This window comes from Pseudoalteromonas sp. Ld19, assembly GCF_045064135.1.
Lineage (GTDB): Bacteria > Pseudomonadota > Gammaproteobacteria > Enterobacterales > Alteromonadaceae > Pseudoalteromonas > Pseudoalteromonas aliena.
This window is the reverse complement of record NZ_JBISHA010000017.1, coordinates 328747-352222: the sequence shown is the minus strand read 5'-3', so window position 1 is coordinate 352222 and position 23476 is coordinate 328747. Positions and strand designations below refer to the sequence as shown.

Annotated in this window: 20 protein-coding genes and 1 pseudogene; 10 read left to right on the top strand and 11 right to left on the bottom strand. The window is 39.3% G+C overall.

Annotated elements, in window-relative coordinates; genetic code table 11:
• Nucleotides 1-783: 783 nt before the first annotated feature.
• From gcvP to ACJJVZ_RS06770, 4 genes are all read right to left on the bottom strand, one after another.
• Nucleotides 784-3675: an aminomethyl-transferring glycine dehydrogenase gene (gene gcvP, locus ACJJVZ_RS06785; protein WP_405599215.1), complete on the bottom strand. Its 2892-nt coding sequence runs from the start codon at nt 3673-3675 to the stop codon at nt 784-786.
• Nucleotides 3676-3847: 172 nt separating this feature from the next.
• Complete coding sequence (gene gcvH, locus ACJJVZ_RS06780) at nt 3848-4237, bottom strand: glycine cleavage system protein GcvH (RefSeq protein ID WP_138586351.1); 390 nt, start codon at nt 4235-4237, stop codon at nt 3848-3850.
• A gap of 73 nt (nt 4238-4310) precedes the next feature.
• The gene (gene gcvT / locus ACJJVZ_RS06775; RefSeq protein ID WP_405599213.1) at nt 4311-5393 is read right to left on the bottom strand and encodes a glycine cleavage system aminomethyltransferase GcvT; all 1083 of its coding nucleotides are present in this window, start codon (nt 5391-5393) and stop codon (nt 4311-4313) included.
• Between the two features lie 97 nt (nt 5394-5490).
• Entirely contained in the window at nt 5491-6090 is a 600-nt protein-coding gene (locus tag ACJJVZ_RS06770; RefSeq protein WP_405599211.1) for a hypothetical protein, read from the bottom strand.
• Between the two features lie 127 nt (nt 6091-6217).
• Here ACJJVZ_RS06770 and ACJJVZ_RS06765 point away from each other — a divergent pair, with 127 nt between their 5' ends.
• Together ACJJVZ_RS06765 and ACJJVZ_RS06760 are read left to right on the top strand one after the other, a co-directional pair.
• Nucleotides 6218-7063: a LysR family transcriptional regulator gene (locus ACJJVZ_RS06765; protein ID WP_077535947.1), complete on the top strand. Its 846-nt coding sequence runs from the start codon at nt 6218-6220 to the stop codon at nt 7061-7063.
• A gap of 296 nt (nt 7064-7359) precedes the next feature.
• Nucleotides 7360-9516 (top strand): TonB-dependent receptor family protein, encoded by a 2157-nt coding sequence (locus ACJJVZ_RS06760; RefSeq protein WP_405599208.1) that lies wholly within the window; start codon nt 7360-7362, stop codon nt 9514-9516.
• A gap of 550 nt (nt 9517-10066) precedes the next feature.
• Here ACJJVZ_RS06760 and rlmB read toward each other — a convergent pair.
• The 4 genes and pseudogenes from rlmB to ACJJVZ_RS06740 form a co-directional block, all read right to left on the bottom strand.
• Complete coding sequence (rlmB, locus tag ACJJVZ_RS06755) at nt 10067-10810, bottom strand: 23S rRNA (guanosine(2251)-2'-O)-methyltransferase RlmB (protein ID WP_007378377.1); 744 nt, start codon at nt 10808-10810, stop codon at nt 10067-10069.
• Nucleotides 10807-13299 (bottom strand): ribonuclease R, encoded by a 2493-nt coding sequence (gene rnr, locus ACJJVZ_RS06750; protein ID WP_405599205.1) that lies wholly within the window; start codon nt 13297-13299, stop codon nt 10807-10809. The genes rlmB and rnr overlap by 4 nt, the downstream gene beginning before the upstream one ends.
• Before the next feature lie 388 nt (nt 13300-13687).
• Nucleotides 13688-14422, bottom strand: a complete 735-nt coding sequence (locus ACJJVZ_RS06745) for an enoyl-CoA hydratase/isomerase family protein (protein ID WP_405599202.1) — start codon at nt 14420-14422, stop codon at nt 13688-13690.
• Nucleotides 14423-14582: 160 nt separating this feature from the next.
• A pseudogene (locus tag ACJJVZ_RS06740) lies at nt 14583-14669 on the bottom strand (DNA-binding response regulator); the annotation flags it as partial.
• A gap of 160 nt (nt 14670-14829) precedes the next feature.
• Here ACJJVZ_RS06740 and ACJJVZ_RS06735 point away from each other — a divergent pair.
• From ACJJVZ_RS06735 to ACJJVZ_RS06710, 6 genes are all read left to right on the top strand, one after another.
• Entirely contained in the window at nt 14830-14994 is a 165-nt protein-coding gene (locus ACJJVZ_RS06735) for a hypothetical protein (RefSeq protein WP_405599199.1), read from the top strand.
• A 182-nt stretch (nt 14995-15176) separates the two neighbouring features.
• A complete protein-coding gene (locus ACJJVZ_RS06730; protein WP_405599196.1) occupies nt 15177-16154 on the top strand; it encodes an MvdC/MvdD family ATP grasp protein in 978 nt (325 codons plus the stop codon).
• Nucleotides 16155-16156: 2 nt separating this feature from the next.
• Nucleotides 16157-17050 carry an SDH family Clp fold serine proteinase gene (locus tag ACJJVZ_RS06725; RefSeq protein ID WP_405599555.1) on the top strand — a complete coding sequence of 298 codons (894 nt, stop codon included), beginning with the start codon at nt 16157-16159 and terminating at the stop codon, nt 17048-17050.
• The gene (locus tag ACJJVZ_RS06720; protein WP_405599193.1) at nt 17051-17551 is read left to right on the top strand and encodes a MauE/DoxX family redox-associated membrane protein; all 501 of its coding nucleotides are present in this window, start codon (nt 17051-17053) and stop codon (nt 17549-17551) included.
• A 2-nt stretch (nt 17552-17553) separates the two neighbouring features.
• On the top strand, nt 17554-18096 hold the full coding sequence (locus ACJJVZ_RS06715) for a hypothetical protein (protein ID WP_405599191.1): 543 nt from the start codon (nt 17554-17556) through the stop codon (nt 18094-18096).
• Nucleotides 18093-19730: an ABC transporter ATP-binding protein gene (locus tag ACJJVZ_RS06710; protein WP_405599188.1), complete on the top strand. Its 1638-nt coding sequence runs from the start codon at nt 18093-18095 to the stop codon at nt 19728-19730. Before ACJJVZ_RS06715 ends, ACJJVZ_RS06710 begins: the two co-directional genes overlap by 4 nt.
• Nucleotides 19731-19837: 107 nt before the next feature.
• Here the strand turns inward: ACJJVZ_RS06710 and ACJJVZ_RS06705 are convergent, their stop codons facing one another.
• Genes ACJJVZ_RS06705 through ACJJVZ_RS06695 form a run of 3 tightly spaced genes read right to left on the bottom strand, consistent with a single transcriptional unit; the run spans nt 19838 to nt 21719 of the window.
• A complete protein-coding gene (locus ACJJVZ_RS06705; RefSeq protein ID WP_405599186.1) occupies nt 19838-20452 on the bottom strand; it encodes a DNA-binding response regulator in 615 nt (204 codons plus the stop codon).
• Nucleotides 20449-21552, bottom strand: a complete 1104-nt coding sequence (locus ACJJVZ_RS06700; protein ID WP_405599184.1) for a sensor histidine kinase — start codon at nt 21550-21552, stop codon at nt 20449-20451. The genes ACJJVZ_RS06705 and ACJJVZ_RS06700 overlap by 4 nt, the downstream gene beginning before the upstream one ends.
• The gene (locus ACJJVZ_RS06695) at nt 21549-21719 is read right to left on the bottom strand and encodes a hypothetical protein (protein WP_193156316.1); all 171 of its coding nucleotides are present in this window, start codon (nt 21717-21719) and stop codon (nt 21549-21551) included. Before ACJJVZ_RS06695 ends, ACJJVZ_RS06700 begins: the two co-directional genes overlap by 4 nt.
• A gap of 165 nt (nt 21720-21884) precedes the next feature.
• Between ACJJVZ_RS06695 and ACJJVZ_RS06690 the strand changes: the two genes are divergently transcribed.
• Nucleotides 21885-22751 (top strand): DMT family transporter, encoded by an 867-nt coding sequence (locus tag ACJJVZ_RS06690; RefSeq protein ID WP_405599180.1) that lies wholly within the window; start codon nt 21885-21887, stop codon nt 22749-22751.
• Nucleotides 22748-23452 carry a glycerophosphodiester phosphodiesterase gene (locus ACJJVZ_RS06685; RefSeq protein ID WP_405599178.1) on the top strand — a complete coding sequence of 235 codons (705 nt, stop codon included), beginning with the start codon at nt 22748-22750 and terminating at the stop codon, nt 23450-23452. The genes ACJJVZ_RS06690 and ACJJVZ_RS06685 overlap by 4 nt, the downstream gene beginning before the upstream one ends.
• Nucleotides 23453-23476 lie beyond the last annotated feature (24 nt).

The window sequence follows — 23476 nt, the reverse complement described above, 5'->3', positions numbered from 1 at the left end:
AAAACCTTGAATAAGGTTTCTAATCTTAAAAAATGCGAAGCGTATTCGCGTTATCTGTAATAGTAATCTTAAGCACCTATTCAAATACTTATTCGGGCTGCCGCCCGCGCGCCAGCAAGCTAAACGCCTACAATAAATAACACATACTCTTGGCTTTTGAGCGAGTAAGTATATTTGTGATTTGTTGGGTTTCGTTTCACTCAACCTAGAGGAAATACAGAGGGTCAGTCTTGCTTCTTGCCAAGACCAAACACTAACCTCACGTTTAACACCCTCCCCCGTCATCACGCCCTGAAAATAAGCAATTGATGAGTAATGTCGCGCATGGATGCGCGATAAGGCGAAACTAGGCCATGGATGGCCTATCTTCGCCGTTTACGTTCACATCAAATAATTATTTGAAGGAAATAGCGTGATGCTCGGGTGCGCTGAGAGTGTCCAGAGAGGGACCAGCGGCAGCCCCTCTTTGGCTGCGGTCGCCAGCGTGACAAAACCTTGAATAAGGTTTCTAATCTTTAAAAAGTGCGAAACGCATTCACATTATCGGTGATGGTAACCTCAAGCACCTATTCAAATACTTATTCGGGCTGCCGCCCGCGCGTCAGCAAGCTAAACGCCAACAATACTTAAACACCTTTTGGGCTGCGCCCAACACGCCAGCAAGCTGTGCGTCTACAATGTTTAAACACGCACAAAAAAACCGTTGCATTGCTGCAACGGCTTTTTTAATTTTGACAAATTCCCAAACTATAGTGGAACTTACTACCTATTAAAATTCAAAAATTAGTCGCGGTAAGTCTCTACAGCTGGGCATGAACATACTAAGTTACGGTCGCCGTATACGTCATCTATACGTGTAACGGTTGGCCAGAACTTGTTTTTAGCGACTGCAGGCACTGGGAATGCAGCGTAAAAACGGTCGTATGCGCGGTCCCATTCGTTACCTAATACGTCGCCTTGTGTATGCGGTGCAAACACGAGCGGGTTGTTTTCAATTGACCATTCGCCAGAGATTACTTTTTCAATTTCGCCTTTAATTGACACCATTGCTTCGATAAAGCGGTCAATCTCACCTTTTGATTCAGACTCAGTTGGCTCAATCATTAATGTACCAGCTACTGGGAACGACATAGTGGGTGAATGGAAGCCATAATCTTGCAAGCGCTTAGCGACGTCCATTTCAGTAATGCCTGATTGCTCTTTAAGCGGGCGTAGGTCAACAATACATTCGTGAGCAACACGGTTGTTACGACCACGGTATAAAATTGGGAAGTGCTTGCTTAGCTCATGCGTTAAGTAGTTAGCATTAACGATAGCCATTTCAGTGGCTTGTTTTAAGCCCTCTGACCCCATCATGGTAATGTAAGCCCATGAAATAGGTAAAATAGCGGCTGAGCCGTAAGGCGCTGCCGATACCGCACCGTTACCGATGTTAGTACCAGGTACGTTAATTACGCTGTGGTTTGGCATAAATGGCGCTAGGTGCGATTTAACACCAATTGGGCCAACACCTGGACCACCGCCACCGTGTGGAATACAAAACGTTTTATGCAAGTTTAAGTGCGATACGTCTGAGCCAATAAAGCCTGGGCTTGTTACACCCACTTGTGCGTTCATGTTTGCGCCGTCCATGTAAACTTGGCCGCCGTGCTGGTGAATAATGTCACAAATTTCGCGAATTGTTTCTTCGTATACGCCGTGCGTAGACGGGTAAGTGATCATGATACACGATAAGTTTTCAGACACTTCTTCAGCTTTCGCTTTAAGGTCAACCATGTCTACGTTACCGTTTTTGTCGCAGTTAACTACCACAATTTTCATGCTCGCCATTTGCGCTGATGCAGGGTTAGTACCGTGCGCAGAGCTTGGGATTAAACATACATTACGGTGTGCATCCCCTCGTGACTCGTGGTATTTACGAATCGCGATTAAGCCTGCGTATTCACCTTGTGCGCCAGAGTTTGGCTGAAGTGATACTGCATCGTAACCGGTAATGTTTACTAGCCAGTCGTGTAGCTCACCAATCATTATTTGGTAACCTTCTGCTTGATCCAGCGGGCAGAATGGGTGAAGGTTTGCAAACTCAGGCCACGTAATTGGGATCATCTCTGCAGTCGCGTTTAGTTTCATGGTACATGAGCCTAACGAGATCATTGAGTGATTAAGCGATAAATCTTTGCTTTCTAGTCGCTTAATGTAGCGAAGCATGTCTGTTTCGCTGTGGTAGCTGTTAAAGTTTGGATGCGTTAGTACTTCGTCGTCACGTACTAAACTTACAGGAATTGACTCGCTGCCATTTGCTTCAACGTCTGCTGCAATAGCGTCAACACTTAGGCCATGGCCTTCGCCTAAAATAATATCAAATAACTCAGCGATATCGGCACGTGTTGTTGTCTCTGATACCGAAATTGAGTACTCGCCTTCGTGGTTTGTAGCAAAGTTTACGCCTTTTGCAATGGCACGTGCTATTACGTCGTCTTTGTTGTCATCTGCAATTGTTAGCGTATCAAACCACGTACTGTGTTTAAGTGCGATGCCTTTAGCTTTTAGGCCAGCAGCTAAAATATCAGCAAAGCGATGTATACGCTGCGCGATAGTTTTTAAGCCTTGTGGGCCGTGGTACACCGCGTAAAACGCTGCCATGTTGGCAAGGAGTACCTGCGCTGTACAAATGTTTGAGTTGGCTTTGTCGCGGCGAATGTGTTGTTCGCGCGTTTGCATTGCCATACGTAGTGCGTCGTTACCTAAACGGTCTTTAGATACACCAATAATACGACCTGGTAATGAACGTTTGTATGCGTCACGTGTTGCAAAAAATGCAGCATGAGGACCGCCGTAACCCATAGGTACACCAAAACGCTGAGCCGAACCTAATACTACGTCGGCACCTAATTTACCCGGTGCTTTTAATAGTAATAAACTCATTATGTCGGCAGCAACACAGGCAATGGCCTTTTTGCTTTGTACGCCAGCAATTAGGTCAGTTATGTCTACCACTTCGCCAGATGTAGATGGGTATTGGAATAAGGCACCAAAAATGTCGTGGTTAACCGCGTCTGCTGCTTTACCGACAATTATTTCAAAACCAAACTGCTCGGCACGCGTTGTTACTACGTCGATTGTTTGTGTGTGTACGTCGTCAGCAATAAAAAATGCATTGGCTTTTTTCGCTTTTGATACGCGTTTTGCAAGGCCCATAGCCTCTGCAGCGGCTGTTGATTCGTCAAGTAGTGATGCACTTGCTAAATCAAGACCGGTTAAATCTAGGGTCATAGTCTGGAAGTTTAATAATGATTCTAAACGCCCTTGTGCAATCTCTGGCTGATACGGTGTGTACGCAGTATACCAACCCGGATTTTCAAGTACGTTACGTAAAATTACGTGTGGTACATGTGTTGGGTGGTAGCCTTGACCAATGTATGATTTGAAAACTTTATTTTTGCTTGCTACTGATTTTAAGTAGCTTAGTGTTTCAACTTCAGTACGGCTTTGTCCAACTGTTAGCGGTTGCTCTAGGCGAATGCTAGCAGGTACAGTTTGATCGATCAGCTCTTGTACACTCGATACTTCAAGCGCGCTCAGCATGTCGCTTACTTGCTCTGGGCTTGGCCCAATGTGACGGCGAATAAAATCTTGCTTTTGCTCTAGTTCTTCAAGAGATTTGGCGTTTGACATGTGTCCAGATTCCTATGATCCAAAAAAGTGTAATTATTACTAATGGGTAACTAGTAATAATAAAAATATTTATGATTTAGCTGCTTACCATGTATGGAAAAATAAGCACTTTAATCATAAAAGCCCCAATGTTTTAAATAGTGGGGCTTTTAATGCAAACAATAATTAACGATTATTCTTCGTCGATAGTGTGCGAGTAACCTTCAGCGTCAAGCAAGTTTTCTAGCTCAGACTCATCAGCTGCTTTAATACGGAATAACCAACCGTCGCCGTAAGCATCACTGTTTACTGTTTCAGGTGAATCTTCAAGCTCGTCGTTAATTGCAACAATTTCACCGCTGATCGGGGCATAAATGTCTGATGCTGCTTTAACCGACTCTGCTACTGCACAGTCTTCGCCAGCATCTACTTCATCACCCACTTCTGGTAATTCAACAAATACCATGTCGCCAAGAAGCTCTTGTGCATGCTCAGAAATACCAACAGTAAAAGTACCGTCGCCTTCACTGCGAACCCACTCGTGTGAAGGTGCGTATTTTAACTCGCTAGGAATGTTGCTCATTTTATTTGTCCTTTGGTTTATATTGGGAGGATACCAATCACTGTAATTACACTGATTGATATAACCAAATTATTTAAATTATTGATTTACCGTTACGTACAAAGCTAGGCTTTACTACTTTAACGTTTACTAATTTTTTACGCATTTCTACTTGAGCTGTGTCGCCTGTTGAACGTGGTACACGTGCAAGGGCTACACTAAAACCAAGTGTTGGTGAGAAAGTACCTGAGGTAATAACCCCTTCACCACCATCAACAATTACTTTTGAACCGCTACGCAGCACGCCTTTTTCTTCAAACACTAAGCCAACTAGCTTATCAGTGCTTTTTTCTGCGCGTTGCTTAACAAGTACGTCACGACCAATAAAGTCGCGATCTTCTGGTTCCCATGCAATGGTCCATGCCATGTTAGCTGCAAGTGGAGATACGCTTTCGTCCATATCTAGGCCGTAAAGGTTCATACCTGCTTCTAAACGTAGCGTGTCGCGTGCACCTAAACCAGCAGGCGCTACACCTGCATCTAGCAGTTGTTGCCATAAATCGGCCGCTTGGTCGTTCGGTACTACTATTTCGTAACCGTCTTCGCCAGTATAACCCGTTGTGGCAATAAATAAATCACCTACTTGCACACCAAAAAACGGCTTCATGCCTTCAACAGCGGCTTGTTGCTCAGTATTTAAAAGTGTGGCTGTTTTTGCTTTTACGTTAGGGCCTTGCACTGCAATCATTGCAAACTCTGGGCGCTCAGTAACTGTAACGGTAAAATCGCTCGATACGTTAGCTAAATGTGCGAGGTCTTTTTCACGTGTCGCTGAGTTAACAACTAGGCGATAAAACGTTTCGCTAAAAAAGTAAATAATTAAATCATCAATTACGCCGCCTTGCTCATTAAGCATGCCGGTGTAAAGTGCTTTACCAGGCACTGTTAATTTAGCTACGTCGTTTGCTACTAACTTACGTAAAAATGCTTGAGCTTGCTCGCCTTCAATATCAACAATCGTCATGTGTGATACGTCAAACATACCTGCATCAGTACGAACGGCATTATGTTCTTCTATTTGTGAGCCGTAGTTGATTGGCATTTCCCAGCCATGAAAATCAACCATTTTTGCGCCCGCTTCTAGGTGCTTAGCATGTAGTACAGTTTTAGACGTCATAACATTCCTTCACGTTTAAATTAACCCTTAATGGGCGTGGCTTAAATAGATCTAAAAACAGGTAAGCATTGTTATACTTACCTGTTGTTTATATTCGTTATGCGGCTTGATTTTGCATAAGTGCAAAACCATGCGCTTGCATATAGCTTTGCCATTTTTGTAGCTCTGGCGTTTTTGCTATAAGCACAAAGTGTTGTTCATCGCTTTTATCAATAGCAGTAATAAATACCTCACCACTTTGCGCGCCGTAACAAAGTTGCGCGTCAGAAAGGCGTAAACCAGGCGTTAACTTAAAAGCATCAACTAGGGTATCAAATGCGTTTTCGCCGCTTAGGGTAAAAGTAGTTAGGTCGGTACGAGTAACATAATCAATATCAAAACGAAGCTGTTGTTCATTTATAAGTGATTGTAATTGAAGGCTTGCGCTGTGTGGTAATACAAATCTAAAAGCGGTTTCGCTAAAATAATATACAGCGTAGCTATAATCAGAATTTAGGTCTTCGTCGAGCGTCCCTTTCAATCCTAAGCCACTGGCCGTTAATTTAGTTAAATCGTGGCCTAAAATGGTACTTAAAAATACCGATGCTTCACTACCGCTAAAATCCATTACAACAGTGTTGTTATTTGCTTGCAAAGCGTTGACAACCGCGCTGTTAGCATTGCTGTGGCGGGCAAACATAATTGGGTTAAAAGTCATAACAAACACCTATGTATTTTCAATGTATAAAAGTATATTGCGCAAGATGTATAACAACAAATTGTAATTATTTATCAATTGATAAATAATACTTATATATATGGCGTCATAAATTGTAATTTTAAATATGAAAAATATATCAACCGACAGTTTACGCACCTTTGTTATGGTCGTTGAGGTAAGCGGCTTTGCTAAAGCTGGCGATTTATTGGGTTTGTCGCAACCGGCAGTAAGCTTGCAAATAAAGCGCTTGGAAGATGTGCTTGGATATAAGTTATTTAAAAAACAAGGCCAGCGCCAGGTACTTAACCAGTACGGCGAGCTATTACTGCCGATGGCAAAGCAAATGATGCAATACAACGATGCTATTTTGCAGCAATTTACCTCCGAAAATATTGCCGGTAGAGTGCGTTTGGGTATTCCTAGCGAATTTGCTGCGCGTATTTTGCCTTCCATTATTGGCGATTTTGTGGCGCTCTACCCTGAGGTGTCTTTAGAAGTTAAATCGCGTTTGAGTAAGCATTTACTTTCAGCTTCTCGCCAAGATCAATTTGATCTAGTCCTCGCCCTTAATGAGCGGCTCAGCTCTGAAAAATTCCCGATTTTTATGCAAGACAAACTCGTATGGGTGGGCGACTTATCGCTGGCTCAAAATGACGTAGTTACTTTAGTCACGGCGCCAGAGGGATGCATTTATCGTCGCCGCGCAATTGATGCATTAAAAAGTGCCGGCATAAAATACCGTATTGTTTATAGCAATGCCGATTTAACCGGTCTTATTGCAGCGCTCAAAGAAGGACTTGGCATTACCGTTCTTGCTAAAAGTACCGTACCCAGCGAGCTTAACTATCAGGTGCAAACTAAACACTTACCTGCCCTTGGCGATATTGGCATAAGTTTAGTTAAAAGTGCCGGAGAGTCGGAAAATGCAGTTGATAAACTCGCTGAATTTATAGCCCTACGTTTAGGTTAAAGTAAGTACTCAATTAGTTGAGCCGTTATAACTAACCTGAACTCTAGATAATAAATCTATCTCAAGCAGCTATTTCAGCGCTAACTGCGTTAAATTCACTTGCAATAGGCTAACTATGTTAGTAAATACCTTAACCAGAGTTTTGGTAAATTAATATAATTTAGTTAACTAAGTTGCATAAGAAGATGTTTTTAGTTCTAAAAAACTGAATCATTAAATACTTAATAACATTGATTCGTATTCGTTAACGTGTTCAAATTACGCCAATTTCGATAATTGACATGATTAGGAACATAATGAACCCTAAATTTTTAGTATCTACCCTAGCAGCTGCGGTTGCTTTGTCTTTTAGTGCTACTGCAATAGCAAAAGACACCAGCGATAAAGAACAACGCTTTGAACAAATTACCGTTATTGGTTCACAACAAGCAATTAACGATATTCCAGGTTCGGCTACGTTTATTTCTGACGAAGAACTGCAAAAATTTGAATTCACCGATATTTCTCGCGTTTTAGCCTCTGTTCCGGGCGTTTACGTGCAAGAAGAAGACGGCTACGGTCTTCGCCCTAACATTGGTATGCGCGGTACAGGTACTGGCCGTAACGATAAAATTTCTGTAATGGAAGACGGTGTACTAGTTGCACCAGCGCCTTACTCTGCCCCTTCTGCTTACTACTTCCCTACTATGGGTCGTATGGAATCTATCGAAGTATTAAAAGGTGCGGCTTCTGTTAAGTATGGCCCTCGTACTACGGGCGGTGTTTTAAACTTACTTTCACGCAGCCTACCTACTGAACCAAATAGCTCAAAAGGTATGGTAGATGCAGCCCTTGGTAGCGACGGCTACTACAAAGGTCACGCTTACTTTGGTAAAGAAAAAAACAACACAGCAGGTTTAATTGAAGTATTTACTTACGGCGCAGACGGCTTTAAAGAGCTGCCAGTAGGCAATGACAACACCGGCTTTGAAAAAACAGATTTACTATTAAAGTTTGGCCATACGTTTGGTCAAAACGATGCGCATAATTTAGAGCTAAAAATTAAGTACTCTGGCGAAACATCAGACGAAACATACATGGGCTTAACAGACGAAGACTATCAAGAAAGTCCTTATCGTCGTTATGCTGCATCGCAAAACGATGAAATGAACACTCGCCACAATGCATACCAGCTTAACTACGCGTATCGTTTTGGTGCTGGCTATGAGCTTTTAGCTACAGCTTACTTAAACGATTTTCATCGTAACTGGTATAAAGCCAGCAAAGTAAGTGAAAGCTACCTTGCGCAATACAGCGAATTTGAAGCAAACCCAACAAGCGAAGGTATCGAAGATATTGCTATTAAAGCTAACAACCGCGATTACCAAGCTAAAGGGATTCAGTCTGAATTACATATCCCTGCTGGCGATCACTACATTACGGTTGGCGTACGTTACCACGAAGACGAAATGGATCGTTTTCAATGGCAAGACAAATACACACTAAATCAAGATTTAAGCATGACGCTAACATCGCAAGGTGTTCCAGGCTCTGATAGCAACCGTGTAGATAGCGCAAAAGCAAGTACCTTGTTTATTCAAGACGAGTGGACAATTGATGCGTTAGTGATCAGTGCAGGTCTTCGTTATGAAGATATTACTATTACACGTGAAGAGTGGTCTAAATCAGATCCTACTCGCAGCAACGGTTTAACTAAAGATGTGTCTAACGACACTGAAATTTTAGTTCCGTCGTTAGGTGCTACTTACACACTTAACGAAAACGTGACACTACTTGCGGGCATTCAAAAAGGCTATGCACCTGCAGCACCGGGTAATGCAGTTCAAGAAGAAGAAGAAAGTGTAAACATCGAGTTTGGCTCTCGCTTCAATATGAATAGCTTCAGCGGTGAAGTTATTGCATTTTACTCTGATTACGACAACATGCACGGTAACTGTACTGCATCTGTAGGTTGTAGCGACGACAACATTGGCGACCAATACAACTACGGTAAAGTAGAAGTATCAGGCTTTGAATTTAGCGCTGGCCGTACGTTTGCGACTGATGCAGCTATGTTCCCAGTTAAATTAACGTACACTTACACTGATTCTGAATTTAAAAACGATTTTGATTCAGAGATTTGGGGCGCGGTAGAAAAAGGCGATGCAATGCCTTACGTACCAGAAAACCAAGTGGCGTTATCGTTAGGTGCTGAGTTTTCTGCTTTTGTAGTAAACAGCCAAGTACGTTACGTATCTGATGCGCACGCGAACTTAACGCAGTCAGGCTTAAACGCAATTGATAGCCGCGTTGTGTGGGATTTAGCCGCTAAATACTTAATTGATGAAAATCAAAAAGTATACCTAAGCGTTGATAACCTGTTTGATAAAACATACATTGCTAACCGTTCAAACGGTGGCATTCAGCCAGGTAAGCCACGTACTGTACAGATGGGCTACACTTACTCATTCTAACTTGAAAGCTGGTTAAACGGTTCACTAACGGCGTTAATAATTTTTTATGTAAGAACACTACACATCTAAATTATTGCCTTGTTATTAAACCGTTTACCTGCGCTTTGTATAGGATAGATGGTTCACTAACAGCGTTAATAATTTTTTATGCAAGAACACTACACATCTAAATTATTGCCTTGTTATTAAACCGTTTACCTGCGCTTTGTATAGGAGAAATGGTTCACTAACAGCGTTAATAATTTTTTATGTAAAAGCACTACACATCTAAATTATTGCCTTGTTATTAAACCGTTTACCTGCGCTTTGTATAGGAGAAACGGTTCACTAGCTGTGTTAAAAATAACTGATATAAGAACAGCTATATTTCGTTATTTTTACCTTGCTATAGAGCTATTTTACTATCGCTATAATGAGCATCAATTGGTGTAAAGTTAAAGCGTAAATTACAGATACAAAAAAGCCGAGATTGAATTTCAATCTCGGCTTTTTTAATACTTAATTTAAATTAGGTATTATTTATTAGTTATTAGTTATTAGTTATTAGGTATTAGTTATTTGCGTTACGTTGGCGTAATACTTCAAACAAACAAATACCCGTGGCTACCGATACGTTTAAGCTTGAAACAGTACCCGCCATTGGGATTTTAACGAGCATATCGCAATGCTCACGCGTTAAGCGGCGCATGCCCTCGCCTTCTGCGCCCATAACAATCGCCATTGGGCCTGTTAAGCTTGCATCAAATACGTGGTTATCCGTTTCACCAGCAGTGCCTACAACCCATACGCCTGCATCTTTAATTTCGCGAAGCGTACGCGCAAGGTTAGTCACTTGAATAAGCGGCACTGTTTCGGCTGCACCACAAGCTACTTTACGTGCTGTGCCGTTAAGCTTAGCAGAGCGATCTTTAGGTACAATTATAGCGTGAACACCCGCCGCGTCTGCACTACGTAGGCATGCGCCTAAGTTATGCGGATCGGTAATGCCATCAAGCACAAGTAAAAACGGTGTGTCTTCACGAGCGATGATCGCATCAAGATCTTTTTCGTTAAACGTCGGCGCTGCTTTTACGTTGGCAATAATACCTTGATGCTGCTCACCCTTTGATTTGCTATCAAGGGCTTTACGCTGCATAAATTGTACTGAAATACCAAATTTACGTGCTTCATCAATAATCGGAGTTGAGCGTTTGTCATCACGGCCTTTAAGGGCGTAAATTTCTACAAAGCGCTCTGGTTCGCTTTCTAAAATTGCTTCAACAGAATGAAAGCCAAAAATTAATTCATTACTCACGTATTGTCTGCTCCTGGGCTAGTACGTTTACGGGCATTTTTGCCTGGTCTTTTAGGCTTTTTAACGGCCTTCTTCTTCGGTTTTTTCTTTACGGCAGTGTCTGTTGCTTTTTTATCTGCGGGTTTAGTTGCAGACTTATTTGCAGGCTTGCCTTTATCTTTGTTAGCTGGCTTTTTTTTGCCTTTTGGTTTGTCATCGCTGTGCGATTTTTTACCCGGAACTTTGCCTGCTTTTAATTGCGAGCGAACACTTGCTGGTGCATGCTCAGATTTTCCTGCGCCTTTTGGTGCACGACGACGAGAGTATCTGTCTTGTGCTACATCGCCTTTAAGCGTTAAGTTTATACGGCGATCGTCTAAGCTAACCGACGCAACCTGTACAGTGACTTTGTCGCCAAGACGATATACAGTATTGGTGTGCTCACCAATCAAGCAATGTTTTGCAGCATCGTGTGCAAAAAATTCGTCACCTAAATTAGTAACATGGATCAATCCGTCAATTTGTAAATCATCTAAACGAATAAACAAACCAAAGTTAGTGACCGATGAAATAACACCGTTAAACTCGTCACCTACGTGATCTTGCATAAACTCACATTTAAGCCAATCAGCTACTTCACGAGTTGCATCGTCGGCGCGGCGCTCTGTTGTAGAACACTGCTCACCGAGTTGATCAACTTCATCATCGGTATACGCGTATTCGCCAGACGTTTGCTGACCTTGTGCTTTTATTACTGCTTTAATAGCACGATGTACTACTAAATCTGGGTAACGACGTATTGGCGATGTAAAATGCGCGTAAGCCGATAACGCTAATCCAAAGTGACCAATGTTATCTGGCTGATATACCGCTTGTTTCATTGAACGCAGTAGCATAGTTTGAATAAGCTCGGCTTCTGGGCGGTCGCCTAGTCGCGCTAGTACTTGGGTTATTTCTTTTGGTGTTGGCTCGTCGCTCAAAGTGCTTTCGATACCTAACTCGCCTAAGAACTTAGTAAAGTTACCTAGTTTTTCGCTGTCGGGTTCGTCATGCACACGATAAAGCGCGCTTGCTTCGTGCTTTTCAAGAATTTTAGCCGCCGATACGTTGGCTAAAATCATACATTCTTCAATGAGTTTGTGCGCGTCGTTACGAATAACAGGCACTATTGATTCTATTTTACGCTGAGCGTTAAATACAAAACGTGTTTCTAGAGTTTCAAACTCAATGGCACCACGCTCTTGGCGTGCAGCTTTAAGTGCCATGTACATTTGCTGTAAGTCAGTTAAATGTGGCACGACAGCTGAGTATTCTTCGCGTAGTTTTTCGTCGTTTTGTAAAATAGCATTTACTTTGGTGTAAGTTAAACGTGCATGCGAGTTCATTATCGCTTCGTAAAACTTATAACCCGAAAGTTTGCCCGCGCTCGATACGGTCATTTCGGCAACCATACATAAGCGATCTACTTTTGGATTGAGCGAACATAATCCGTTAGAAAGCACTTTTGGTAGCATCGGAATTACTTGCTCAGGAAAATACACTGAGTTACCACGTAAAATTGCTTCTTTGTTAAGCGGCGTGTTCATTCCTACATAATGCGATACATCGGCAATAGCAACCCATAAGCGCCAGCCACCTGATTTTTTAGGTTCACAATATACGGCGTCATCAAAGTCGCGAGCGTCTTCGCCATCAATGGTTACAAGTGGTAAATCACGTAAATCTACACGGCCTTGTTTGTCAGCCTCTTCAACAAACTCACCTAGGTGAACAACTTGTGCTTCAACTTCTTCTGGCCATACGTGTGGAATATCGTGATTACGCAGCGCTACTTCAATTTCCATACCTGGGGCTAAATGCTCACCCAATACATCAACAACTTTACCTACCGCATTCATGTTGCGACTCGGATTTTGGGTGATTTTAACCTGCACCATTTGGTTATGGCGGGCACCGTTTTCGTTGCCTGGTAAAATCATTATATCTTGCGTTATGCGCGGGTCTTCAGCGACTACAACAGCAATACCGTGCTCAACAAAATAACGGCCAACAACTGGCGCACGCTCATTTGTAAGTACTTTTATAATACGTGCGTCGCATTTTGAACCTGAGCCACGTTTGGTGCCTTTAGCAAGTACAATGTCGCCATGTAGCACCATGTTCATTTGATGCTTAGCAATAAACCAATCTTTACTCTCGCCTTCAACTTCTAAAAAGCCAAAACCGTCTCTGTGGCCTATTACTTTGCCTTTAGTTAAACCGGCTTCGTCAATCAGGGCGTAGCATTTAAATTTATTGAAATACAGCTGTCCGTCACGCTCCATAGCGCGAAGGCGGCGTTTAAATGCTATTTGGCGCTCGTCATCATTTACTGCTAGTTCTTCACATAATTGCGCATAGTTAGCAGGCTTTGAACGCTCTTGAAGGTGAGTAAGTATAAACTCACGGCTAGGGACTGGGTTTTCGTACTTTTCTTGTTCTCGACTGAGATTTGGATCTTGGTTTGACATTCACTATCTTGTTAGTTGGTTATGTAGGTATTTTAACCCATATAGTTAAAATGAGACAGGTAAAAGCTGTTAAACTTTTAAGAAAGCACTTTTACCTTGCAGTTTGGTCTGAAAATCTAGCGCAATGGGCCTTAACGAGTCCTTAATTGTGAAACGAGTTTTGGATTTAGCTAACACCGCTTTCACTAACTAACCTGAACTCTGGATAATGAATCTATCTCAAGCTGCTATTTTCAGCGCTAACTGCGTTGAATTTATTTGCAATAGGCCCGCTATTGACGCGTAAATTCGCCTTGCTTTCACTGAAAATCTCTGGCTAGAGAAAATAAATCTAAATATCACCATAATTCAATGTGTTAGTAAATATCTTAACCAGAGTTTAGGTTAACTATTTATTTTGTAAGTTTTTCCAAAGCACTTTACTTATATTATCAATAAAGCTTGGGTCTTCTTCTTTCATTGTTAGTAAGATTTGTTTGTTCATTTGTGTTTTATTTTGTTTATAGATCCAGCGATTTTTATTAAATTGCTGAGCAAATTCAAGCACACCAACTTGTAGCTCATCGTTATTTGTAAACACCGCTTCAACCACTTTGTTGTCTAGCAACTGCAGAGCGCCAACTCGCTCACCCGACATAGCTAAACGATTAAAAAATGTTTGCGAAATTGCTTTATTAATTATAGGAAACATTGAGGGTACAAACGGCACCATTACATCCACTTCAGGGAAACAAAAAAAGCCTTTATCTGACTTCATAAATCTAAAATCGCACGCACACGCAAGCACAGAACCATTACCATAGGTATGCCCGTTTAACGCAGCAATAATAGGCATCGGAAACGTGATAATACGTTTAAATAAGTCGCCTATTTGCACCATAAAATCAGAAATTTCTGCAGGTAAAATGCTTGGGTTAGACATCCACTCGAGGTCGATACCTAATGACCAGTTTTTATCACTCGAAGACGTTAAAATAACTGACTTAATATTTTGATCAGCTTCAATGTGGTCAAGGTGTAAATTAAACTCAGCCAAAAACGCTGGATTGTGACGGTTTTCAGCGGTATTCATGGTGAGTATAGCGGTATTATTTTTAGTTGTTAGCTCTATTACATTAGCCATTAAACCCTCTTTTAACGCTTTTTAAGTTGATTTTAAGCGCTGTTCGTTACTTTTATAGTTATTGATAACATAGTAATACTTTACTCATAACTTATAAACCCACTATTTTATTCTCGAACGAGCACAAACACATTTACGTGTTTTATACCTTGCTTTAAATCTATAGCCATCCTTTTTGTTTAGCTATACGTGCTGCATCTATTCGATTTGTGGCATTAAGCTTTGCGATAGCATCTGAGAGATAGTGGGTGTGGGATATATAAATGGGCTAAAGAATACCAGCCCACAAGCACACATAAAATTAACCAAATAAACATTATTAATACATATTGACCTAAACAAGAAACAGGTGTAGTGTTTTTTTTGACCTAAAGAAGGTCAATCATAACTAACAAAAGGAAATAATTATGAAAAATACAAAACCGTTTGCATTTGCTGCAGCAAATAAAAATACTGTAAAGCAAGAAAAAAAATGGCAAGCTGAAAATAAAGCAGCTACAGCGGGTTGCTCTGGGCCATGGGCTCGAGCCAATGATCGCTGGAATGGTAAAGACAATGGTATCTGGTGTTAAACTAACACTTATTTAAAACGACAATCAGCTGTTTTATTGTCGTTTCATTCCAATCGACATTAATTTATAGAACTCTTTAACTAATATATACATTATAAATCTCTATAAATAAGAATAATAATATTTAACTAACCCTCCAAAATCCTACTGTTGGTTACCTCTCAAAATGCATCGGAGTGCACATGAAATCAATATTGATTATAAGCCACAGTGAAGACTATCACGTAGAAAAAGCGATTGAAGTGTTAAAAAGTAAGAATTCAAATTACTTTTTACTCGAATTAGACCAATTCCCAAAAAGCTACCTGATAAAACAATCAGTTGGAAACAACGAGTTCTCAACAACCCTTGAAAATATACACACAGGACAAAATATCAACTTTTCAAATATAGGTTCTATTTGGTTGCGAAAACCAGCTAATTTTTCTTACCTAGTCAGTGATATGGAACAATCTATTGAGCAATTTTCTAATCAAGAAACAGAACATGCTTTATTTAGCGCTTTATACGGCATCAACTGCTTTTGGGTAAGTCACCCTAAATATTTACGTGCATCGATGTGGAAGGGAGAGCAATTACAAAGAGCCTTAACATTAGGCTTTAAGATCCCTGATACTATAATTAGCAATGATCCGAATGAAATTAGATCATTTTTCTTAAAGCACAAAAAAGTCGTATATAAAGTAATGTCAGACCCTGTAATTACAAGCCAAAAAATGCAAAGCCAAGGGGTTGCGACAACACTAATCGACGAAAATATGCTTAATGATTCTGACTCATTGCGCTTGCTACCTAATCAATTTCAGGCATATATTGAAAAAGCATATGAGTTAAGAGTAACTATTATTGCTGGTAAAGTGTTCGCAGCAAAACTTGACTCACAATTACACCCCGAAAGCCAAGTAGACTGTAGAAATTTAAATGTGCAAGTACCAATGTCAGCCTATCAACTCCCTGAAGAAATTGAACAAGCTTGTTTAGAATTCGTAAACAGTTATCAACTTACTTACTCAGCATTAGATCTAATTGTCACCCCTCAAGGTGAATATGTTTTTTTGGAAAACAATCCAAATGGACAATACCGTTTCGTAGAAGAAAATGTACCAGAGCTAAAAATAACGAAATCATTGATTGAAGCATTAGAGGATGCTTGTAAGTGAATATGCCTGAGTTTAGTCAAAAATTACAAGATGTAGCGTCCCCAGTAATAGCAAAATTAAGTGAGCAGCTAGGCAAAGAACAGCAAATTTTAGTCATTGCTGCATCACACCTTGATATGGACCTTTTACCTCAGTTATATAATCATTTAAATATATTGGGCTTTACTAACACCCTAAATGTTTTACTTTATACTCGAGGCGGAGATGTTAATGCGACGCGAAGAATTGCTTTATTACTAAATGATTACTGCCATAATCTCAATATCATTGCACCTCATTACTGCCAATCATCAGGGACTTTATTAGCGCTAAGTGCTAATGCGGTTTACTTTTCTCCTTTATCTATTTTTTCTGCTATTGATCCACATCTTCATGGTGGGCAAGGAGATCAAAATGCAGCTTTATCCAGTGCTGATATAAAACTGTTTAGTGATATGTCTAAAGACTGGTTTAATACTGAAGTTGCAGATAAAAGTAATATGCTAAGTATGCTCTGTGAACACATATTCCCACCAACTTTAACGACATTCTATCGCACAGTACTTGAAGTTAAAGAAATAGCACAAGAGCTGTTAAAGCTAGCAGGTCAACACTGTAAAACCACACAAAGCAAAATAATTGATACATTAATGTTCAGTTATCACAGTCATGATTATGCGATAACTGGTACGCAATTAGCTAAACTTGATTTACCTTTTAAAACCGATCTAAGGATAAACGCAGCCACTTGGCCTTTAGTAGAATTTTTTAGTTTGCACGTCGGTGGTGGAAACCGTAATGAACTAAATGAATCTTGGTGTGATTCAATCATAGTTTGCGAAAAGAGCTGCAGTAGTCGCTGGAAAGATATGTCTGGACTAAACCCCAAATGGTCTACCTATGAGGAAGATAAGTAAATGTCTTTGTTGAGTACATTCGGCGCAATGTTATTAGCCCTGACTTTTTTATTTGCAGGAATTAAAAAGTCTATGATTTTTGAAGAGTTTCAGTCAACGTTAGAGCTATCTTTCAAGGTACCTAGAGCTTTTAGTAAATTCGCCGCATTTACTATTATCACATGTGAATTAGCCGTTCTCCCGATATTACTATTCCCTAGTAAGCCTCTAATAATATATCAATTAATCAGTTTTATAATGCTCATTTTTATTTTCATTCCACTATACGCTTTGATGACAGGAAAAGTTATTCAGTGCAATTGTTTTGGTCAAAGCAGTGTATTAGATTGGCAAGACCTTCTTCGTAACACAATTCTATTTTTGGCAAGCTTACTATTGTGTCTAGCACCGCCATTACAAACCTTTAATCTACAAATACTAACTTTATTTTTTTTAGCTTTAACCCTAGTTAATCTCATGATCAACCTTAAACCTATCAACACTTTTTTACATTCGGAATAAACATGCAACTTACTGAAGAATGGCAATACATTATTATACTTTTAGCTTTTTTTACCTTTGTAAGTATTTCATTAAACATAGTAATGCTAAAAAAATTTGTCAGAGCTAAAGAGCAGTTAGACGCCCCCTCTTTTAATATTGAAACATTTCCATCGCTTCAAGCTATGAAGCTGGATACTAAAGAGCATATTTATACAGACATTAATATACCAAGTGCATTAATTTTTCTTGCTACAAATTGTCCCAAATGTAAAAGTAAAATCACTATGCTGGAGAAGCTTGCTGTTAATGCACAATTAAATGGTGTTTCTCTTCATATTCTTTTGCATGAACAAATGGAAAACATTGGATCTTTTTTTGCTCAATCAACTTTAACTCGCTTAATTTGGCAGCTTAATTACGCTGATTATAAATCAGTTAACCCTCATGAAGTTTCGCCTGCCTATTTATTTATCAATGAAAATAGTGAAGTCGAGGGCCAAGGAATGATAGATGATGAAAATTGGCGTTATTTCAAACAACAAATTTTGGATGAAAAAAATTGATCTATCCACATTATTTACAACGAATAAAGCTCCTTGCTCCTTTTAAATTTCAAGCATTTTTTGCTTTTTTAATTATGCTAATTACAGCTTTTATCCAGCTTACATTACCTAAGCTAGTCAATTATTATGTTGATGGAAGGGCTCCATCATCGTTATTAGAACCTTTTCACTTTTATGTATTGATTACCGTCATCCTGTTTTCATTATTAAGTGCTGTTCGTTTCTATTTATTTGAGCGCCTTGGTATCGAGGTAATTACTCATTTTAGATTAAAGTTACATCAAGTGCTGATAAGAAAAACTGCCAGTTACTATGATGCAAACAATACGGCTGAGCTCGCCAGTAGAATTAATTCAGACACCCAAAGTTTAAAAGATGTCCTCACAACTAGTGCTGCGCAAGCAATGCGCTCTATCGTTGTAGCTATCGGTTGCATTGTGATGATGTTCACTCTCTCTGCAATACTTTCTTCAGTACTATTCTTCTGCATTCCTACATTTATTATTGCAACTAAGTTGTTAAGTAAAAAGGTAGAGGCTTTATCTGATCAAGAGCAAACAGCCTTAGCTAAAACAAATAAAGTGGCATTTGACAACTTAAATGGGCATACATTAATAAAATTATATAACTGGTTTCAAGCAAGCCAAAATAGATATGATCAAAGTAATCAACATTATGTTTCGTGTGCTAAAAAAACCGTTTCAGCTATTGCTATTTTTCAAGGTTTTTTTAATTTTTTAATTTTTAGTAGCCTAATTTTCATGCTGATTTTAGGCTGTCATCTTATTCAAAAAAATACATTAACCGTAGGTGAGCTCGCTTCATATGTGCTGTATTTAGGAATGGCATTTACAAGCTTAAATATGTTAGCTGGTTTTTGGGCACAATGGGTTCATTCATTGGGAGCTACTCGCTATTTATTTGAGCTATTAAATAATGATACAGACGCCGAACAACAAGACGCTCAACAAGCAATTGAAATGGGAAATATTAGCTTTAATAATGTTGCTTTCTCTTATCCTAACAACCCTGAAAAGAAAGTATTTAATATGCTTAATATCCATATTAAGCAAGGAGAGAAAACAGTTATTAGAGGTCCTTCCGGTAATGGTAAATCGACCTTAGCCAAACTTTTATTAGGGTATTATTTACCAACAAGCGGGGAAATAAAAATTGGGGAAAAATTGTTAAATAAACATACTATCGCTAGTTTTCGTAGCAACATTGCTTATGTGGAACAAGAACCTATTTTATTCTCTTCATCGATAATTGAAAACCTACTCCCAGATGTAGGGGAAAAACCAACACAAGAGCAAATGAAAAAAGTTATAAATGCATGTAAGAAGGCTAATGCCCATGAATTTATCGAACTTTTACCTAATGGTTATTATACGCCAATTAGTGATCGGGGAAATCAATTATCTGGAGGTCAAAAGCAACGTATTGCCATTGCCAGAGCAATACTGCAAGAACCAGAACTGGTTATTCTAGATGAATTCACAAGCGCACTCGATTCTAAAAATCGACATTGTATAGAGCAAGCAATGGAACAGTTATTACTAAATAAAACAGTAATCATTATTACCCATAAAGAGTCGCAGTTCGAAAGGGCTGACAACTTAATTATGCTGTAGGATAAATCATAGTATTCGATTCACATGGGTAATATACTTCAGATGTTGATGAAGTATATTACTGTAATGTTCAGCTATTAAAGTCGCCCACCTTAAAAAGTTATTCTCTATAGCCATCCTTTTTGTTTAGCTATACGTGCTGCATCTATTCGATTTGTGGCATTAAGCTTTGCGATAGCATCTGAGAGATAATTACGTGTGGTGCCCTCGCTGATAAATAGCTGCTTGGCTATTTCGCTAGTTTTAAGGCCATCACTTGCAAGTTTTAGCGCTTTACGCTCTTTATCGGTCAGCGGGTCCGAGTCATCTAACGCATTAATAGCAAGCTCTGGATCTATTACTTTTTGACCTTGCATGACTTTTTTAAGGGCATTTATTAATTCTTCACTTGGTGCTTCTTTTAAAATAAAGCCTTTAGCCCCTGCGACAATCGAACGTCTTATATAACCAGCGCGAGAAAACGTAGTCATAATAACCATTTTTATTTTTGGATATTTGGCTGCAATTTGCTCGCAAAGCTCTATCCCATTCATGTTTGGCATTTCTATATCAGTTAAAATTACATCTGGATGTAAATAACTATCAAGCATCTTAATTGCATTGAGTGCATCTTGGCCGTTACTTGCTTGCCCAATAACCTCTATATTAAAATCAAGGCTTAACAGTGCAGCAATTGCATCGCGAACAAGCGCCTGATCTTCCACTAAATATACTTTGATCATTGTAAATCCTTAGCCGTAATTGGCAGCATTACATTTAAAGTAAAGGTATCGCCACAGGTAAATGAAGCACTGCCCTTTAATTGTTCTGCTCGCTCTTTAATACCACTGAGGCCATTGCCCGAATTCAATGCGCTGCATGGAGCATGGTCAATAACGGTTATGAGTAATTGCTGCGCTGTTTGCTCTATATTTATTTCACAGATTTTTGTGCTGCTATGGCGCAATAGATTTGTAACTGCCTCTTTAATTATAAGACCAGCGAACCCCTCGACTTTAAAGGGTAAAGTATTTAAAACCACATTAAATGTAACATTAAAGTCTTGCTCTATTAATCGCTGTTTTAGCTGTGCTACTTGGCTGACAAGATTAAGCTGTTTTAAATCACTTACGGCGCTTCTTACGTCACTAAGTAATTGCCTTGCAAGATCTGCCACTTGTGCAATCTCGCTATTTGCTTGAGCGTAACGCTCACCTTTATTTAATTTATTGGCAAGCTCAGCCTTTAAAGCAATAGATGACAGTGAGTGGCCTAAAATGTCGTGCAAGTCGCGAGCTATCCGTTCGCGCTCAGCAATAGCTGCTAACTGCTCTAATTGGTTAGCACTTTCCTGCTCACGCTTTTTGTAAAGGCTCTCTCTTTTAGCTGCAATACCGTAACTAAATAAGGCGGCACATAGAATCAAAGCCACAGCTAAAAAGTACTCAACTTTTCCTATATCACCAATATATGTACTTAATAAAACAGTTAGAATTATCGCTAATGCGGCATAGAACCTTTGCAGTTTACTGTATGTGTAACCAGCTACATAGGCGACAAAACCAAATAAGGTAGGCGTGCCTGAGTTATAAAAAGTAGCGCAGAAACAAATTAATAGCATGGCTACGAACAACTTAGTTACACCTGTATTTTTGCAGTTTATTGCTTTTACATACAAAAGAATAAAAGCAATATAAAAGGCTAAAGACATAGTTATTTGGTTAGCCGTAAAGCTCGCAAAATTAATTATTAGTGGGAGTAAATAAAAGCCGGTAAAAATTAAATGTCCATATTTCCAAAAATCTTTATCGCTTTGTTGAGAGTAAGTGTTAAGTGAGCTCATACTAATACCTCAGGCATATTATTTTTATTTATTGCACTATTTTTATTAATAAAGATAAATAACACAAAAACACACACAAACATAAAGCAATCGACATAGGTAATAGTAAAACTAAGCGACTCTAAAAAATCGCTAATAGATAAACTGAATAAAATAAATGTACTCATGTTTTAATTCCCTTCTTTTAAGTAGGGCAATTATGACAATATACATAAGTAATATGAGTGTGGATTGTCACCAACATTCCTGACATTTGTCAGATGTTAAAAAATTCATCTCAAGAATTTTTAAGCGATGTTAATATGCTAAAAAAAGCACGACAAGGAATCTAAATGCAATCCCAACAACAAAGCTTACTTTACTTACATATTGCGGTATTACTTTTTGGCGGAACGGCTCTGTTTGCAAAACTGATTGGTTTAAATGCGCTTGATATAACCGTTTATAGAGCAGCAATTGCTGGCATTGCTATTTACATTTTACTTAATGTGCAAAAAAAGCAGATTAAACTTAATAAACCTAAAGATTATTTAATTGCGATATTACTCGGTGCGGCTGTTGGTATACATTGGGTGACTTACTTTGCTGGCATGCAAATGGCGGGGATAACAATTGGTATGCTCGCATTTTTTAGCTACCCAGTTATTACGGTGTTTTTAGAACCTTTAGTAAATAAAAGTAAACCTAAAACTAAAGATGTGATCAGTGCCGCAGTCGTTATATTAGGTATTTACCTACTCGTGCCTACGGCAAATTTAGGTGATGATGTCACCCTCGGAGTAATAACTGGCGTGGTCTCAGCGCTATTTTTTTCAATAAGAAATATTACCCATAAACGTTATTTTAGCCAATATGGCGGCCCACAAACGATGTTTTATCAAACTTTAGTGGCCAGCCTTATGTTATGTGCTTTTATTGAAGTACCAGTATATGAAGTAAGTAACTATGACTTATTATTAATTTTAATTGCCGGAGTTATATTTACAGCAACACCCCATTCATTATTTGCAGCCAGTTTAAAGCATTTATCTGCCGCTACTGCGGGGTTGATTTCTTGCCTTCAACCTCTTTATGGCACACTATTAGCTATTATTATCATCCATGAACGCCCGTCAATAATGACGCTTGTTGGTGGCGTATTAATTGTTAGCGCGGCCTGTTTTGAAACGTGGTCAATTACACGAAAAGGACGACAATGAAAGTATTTGCACACAGAGGCGCAAGCGGGCATTTTCCTGAAAATACTAAAAGCGCTATTTTGGAAGCATTAAAGATAGGCGTAGATGGCATTGAAGTAGACATACAAAGCGCCATTGATGATTACATGTTAATTCACGACTCATGGCTAGATAGAACTACAAATGGCACAGGCAAAGTAAATGAGTTTCACGTCTCTGAGTTAACTAAATTAAATGCGGGTAATGGTGAAGTAATACCAACACTACAACAACTATTCGATTGGAATAACAACAAAACATTACTCAATCTTGAACTAAAACATGCTTTTGAACTTGAGAAATTTGCCACTCAACTCGAAAACAACATAAGTGCGAGAAAAATATCATGTGCTAATGTTTTAGTATCGTCATTTGATCACCATCAATTACTCTGGCTTAAGAGGCGTTTACCCTGGTTGAAAATAGGCGCACTCACGTCTTCGATTCCTATCAACTATGCTAAATTTGCTGAAGACCTAAATGCCTATAGTGTTCATGTGGACAAAAGCTTTGTAAATAAAGCGTTTACTGACGATGCAAAAAAAAGAGGACTAAAGATTTATGCTTATACGGTCGATAAAGAACAAGATATAGCGCTAATGCTTGATTATGGCATAGATGGGATTTTTACAAACGACCCTACGCAAACAAAAGCTTACCTGTTATCGTTACAAACAAGCTAACTGCCTTACTTATGATTTATTACT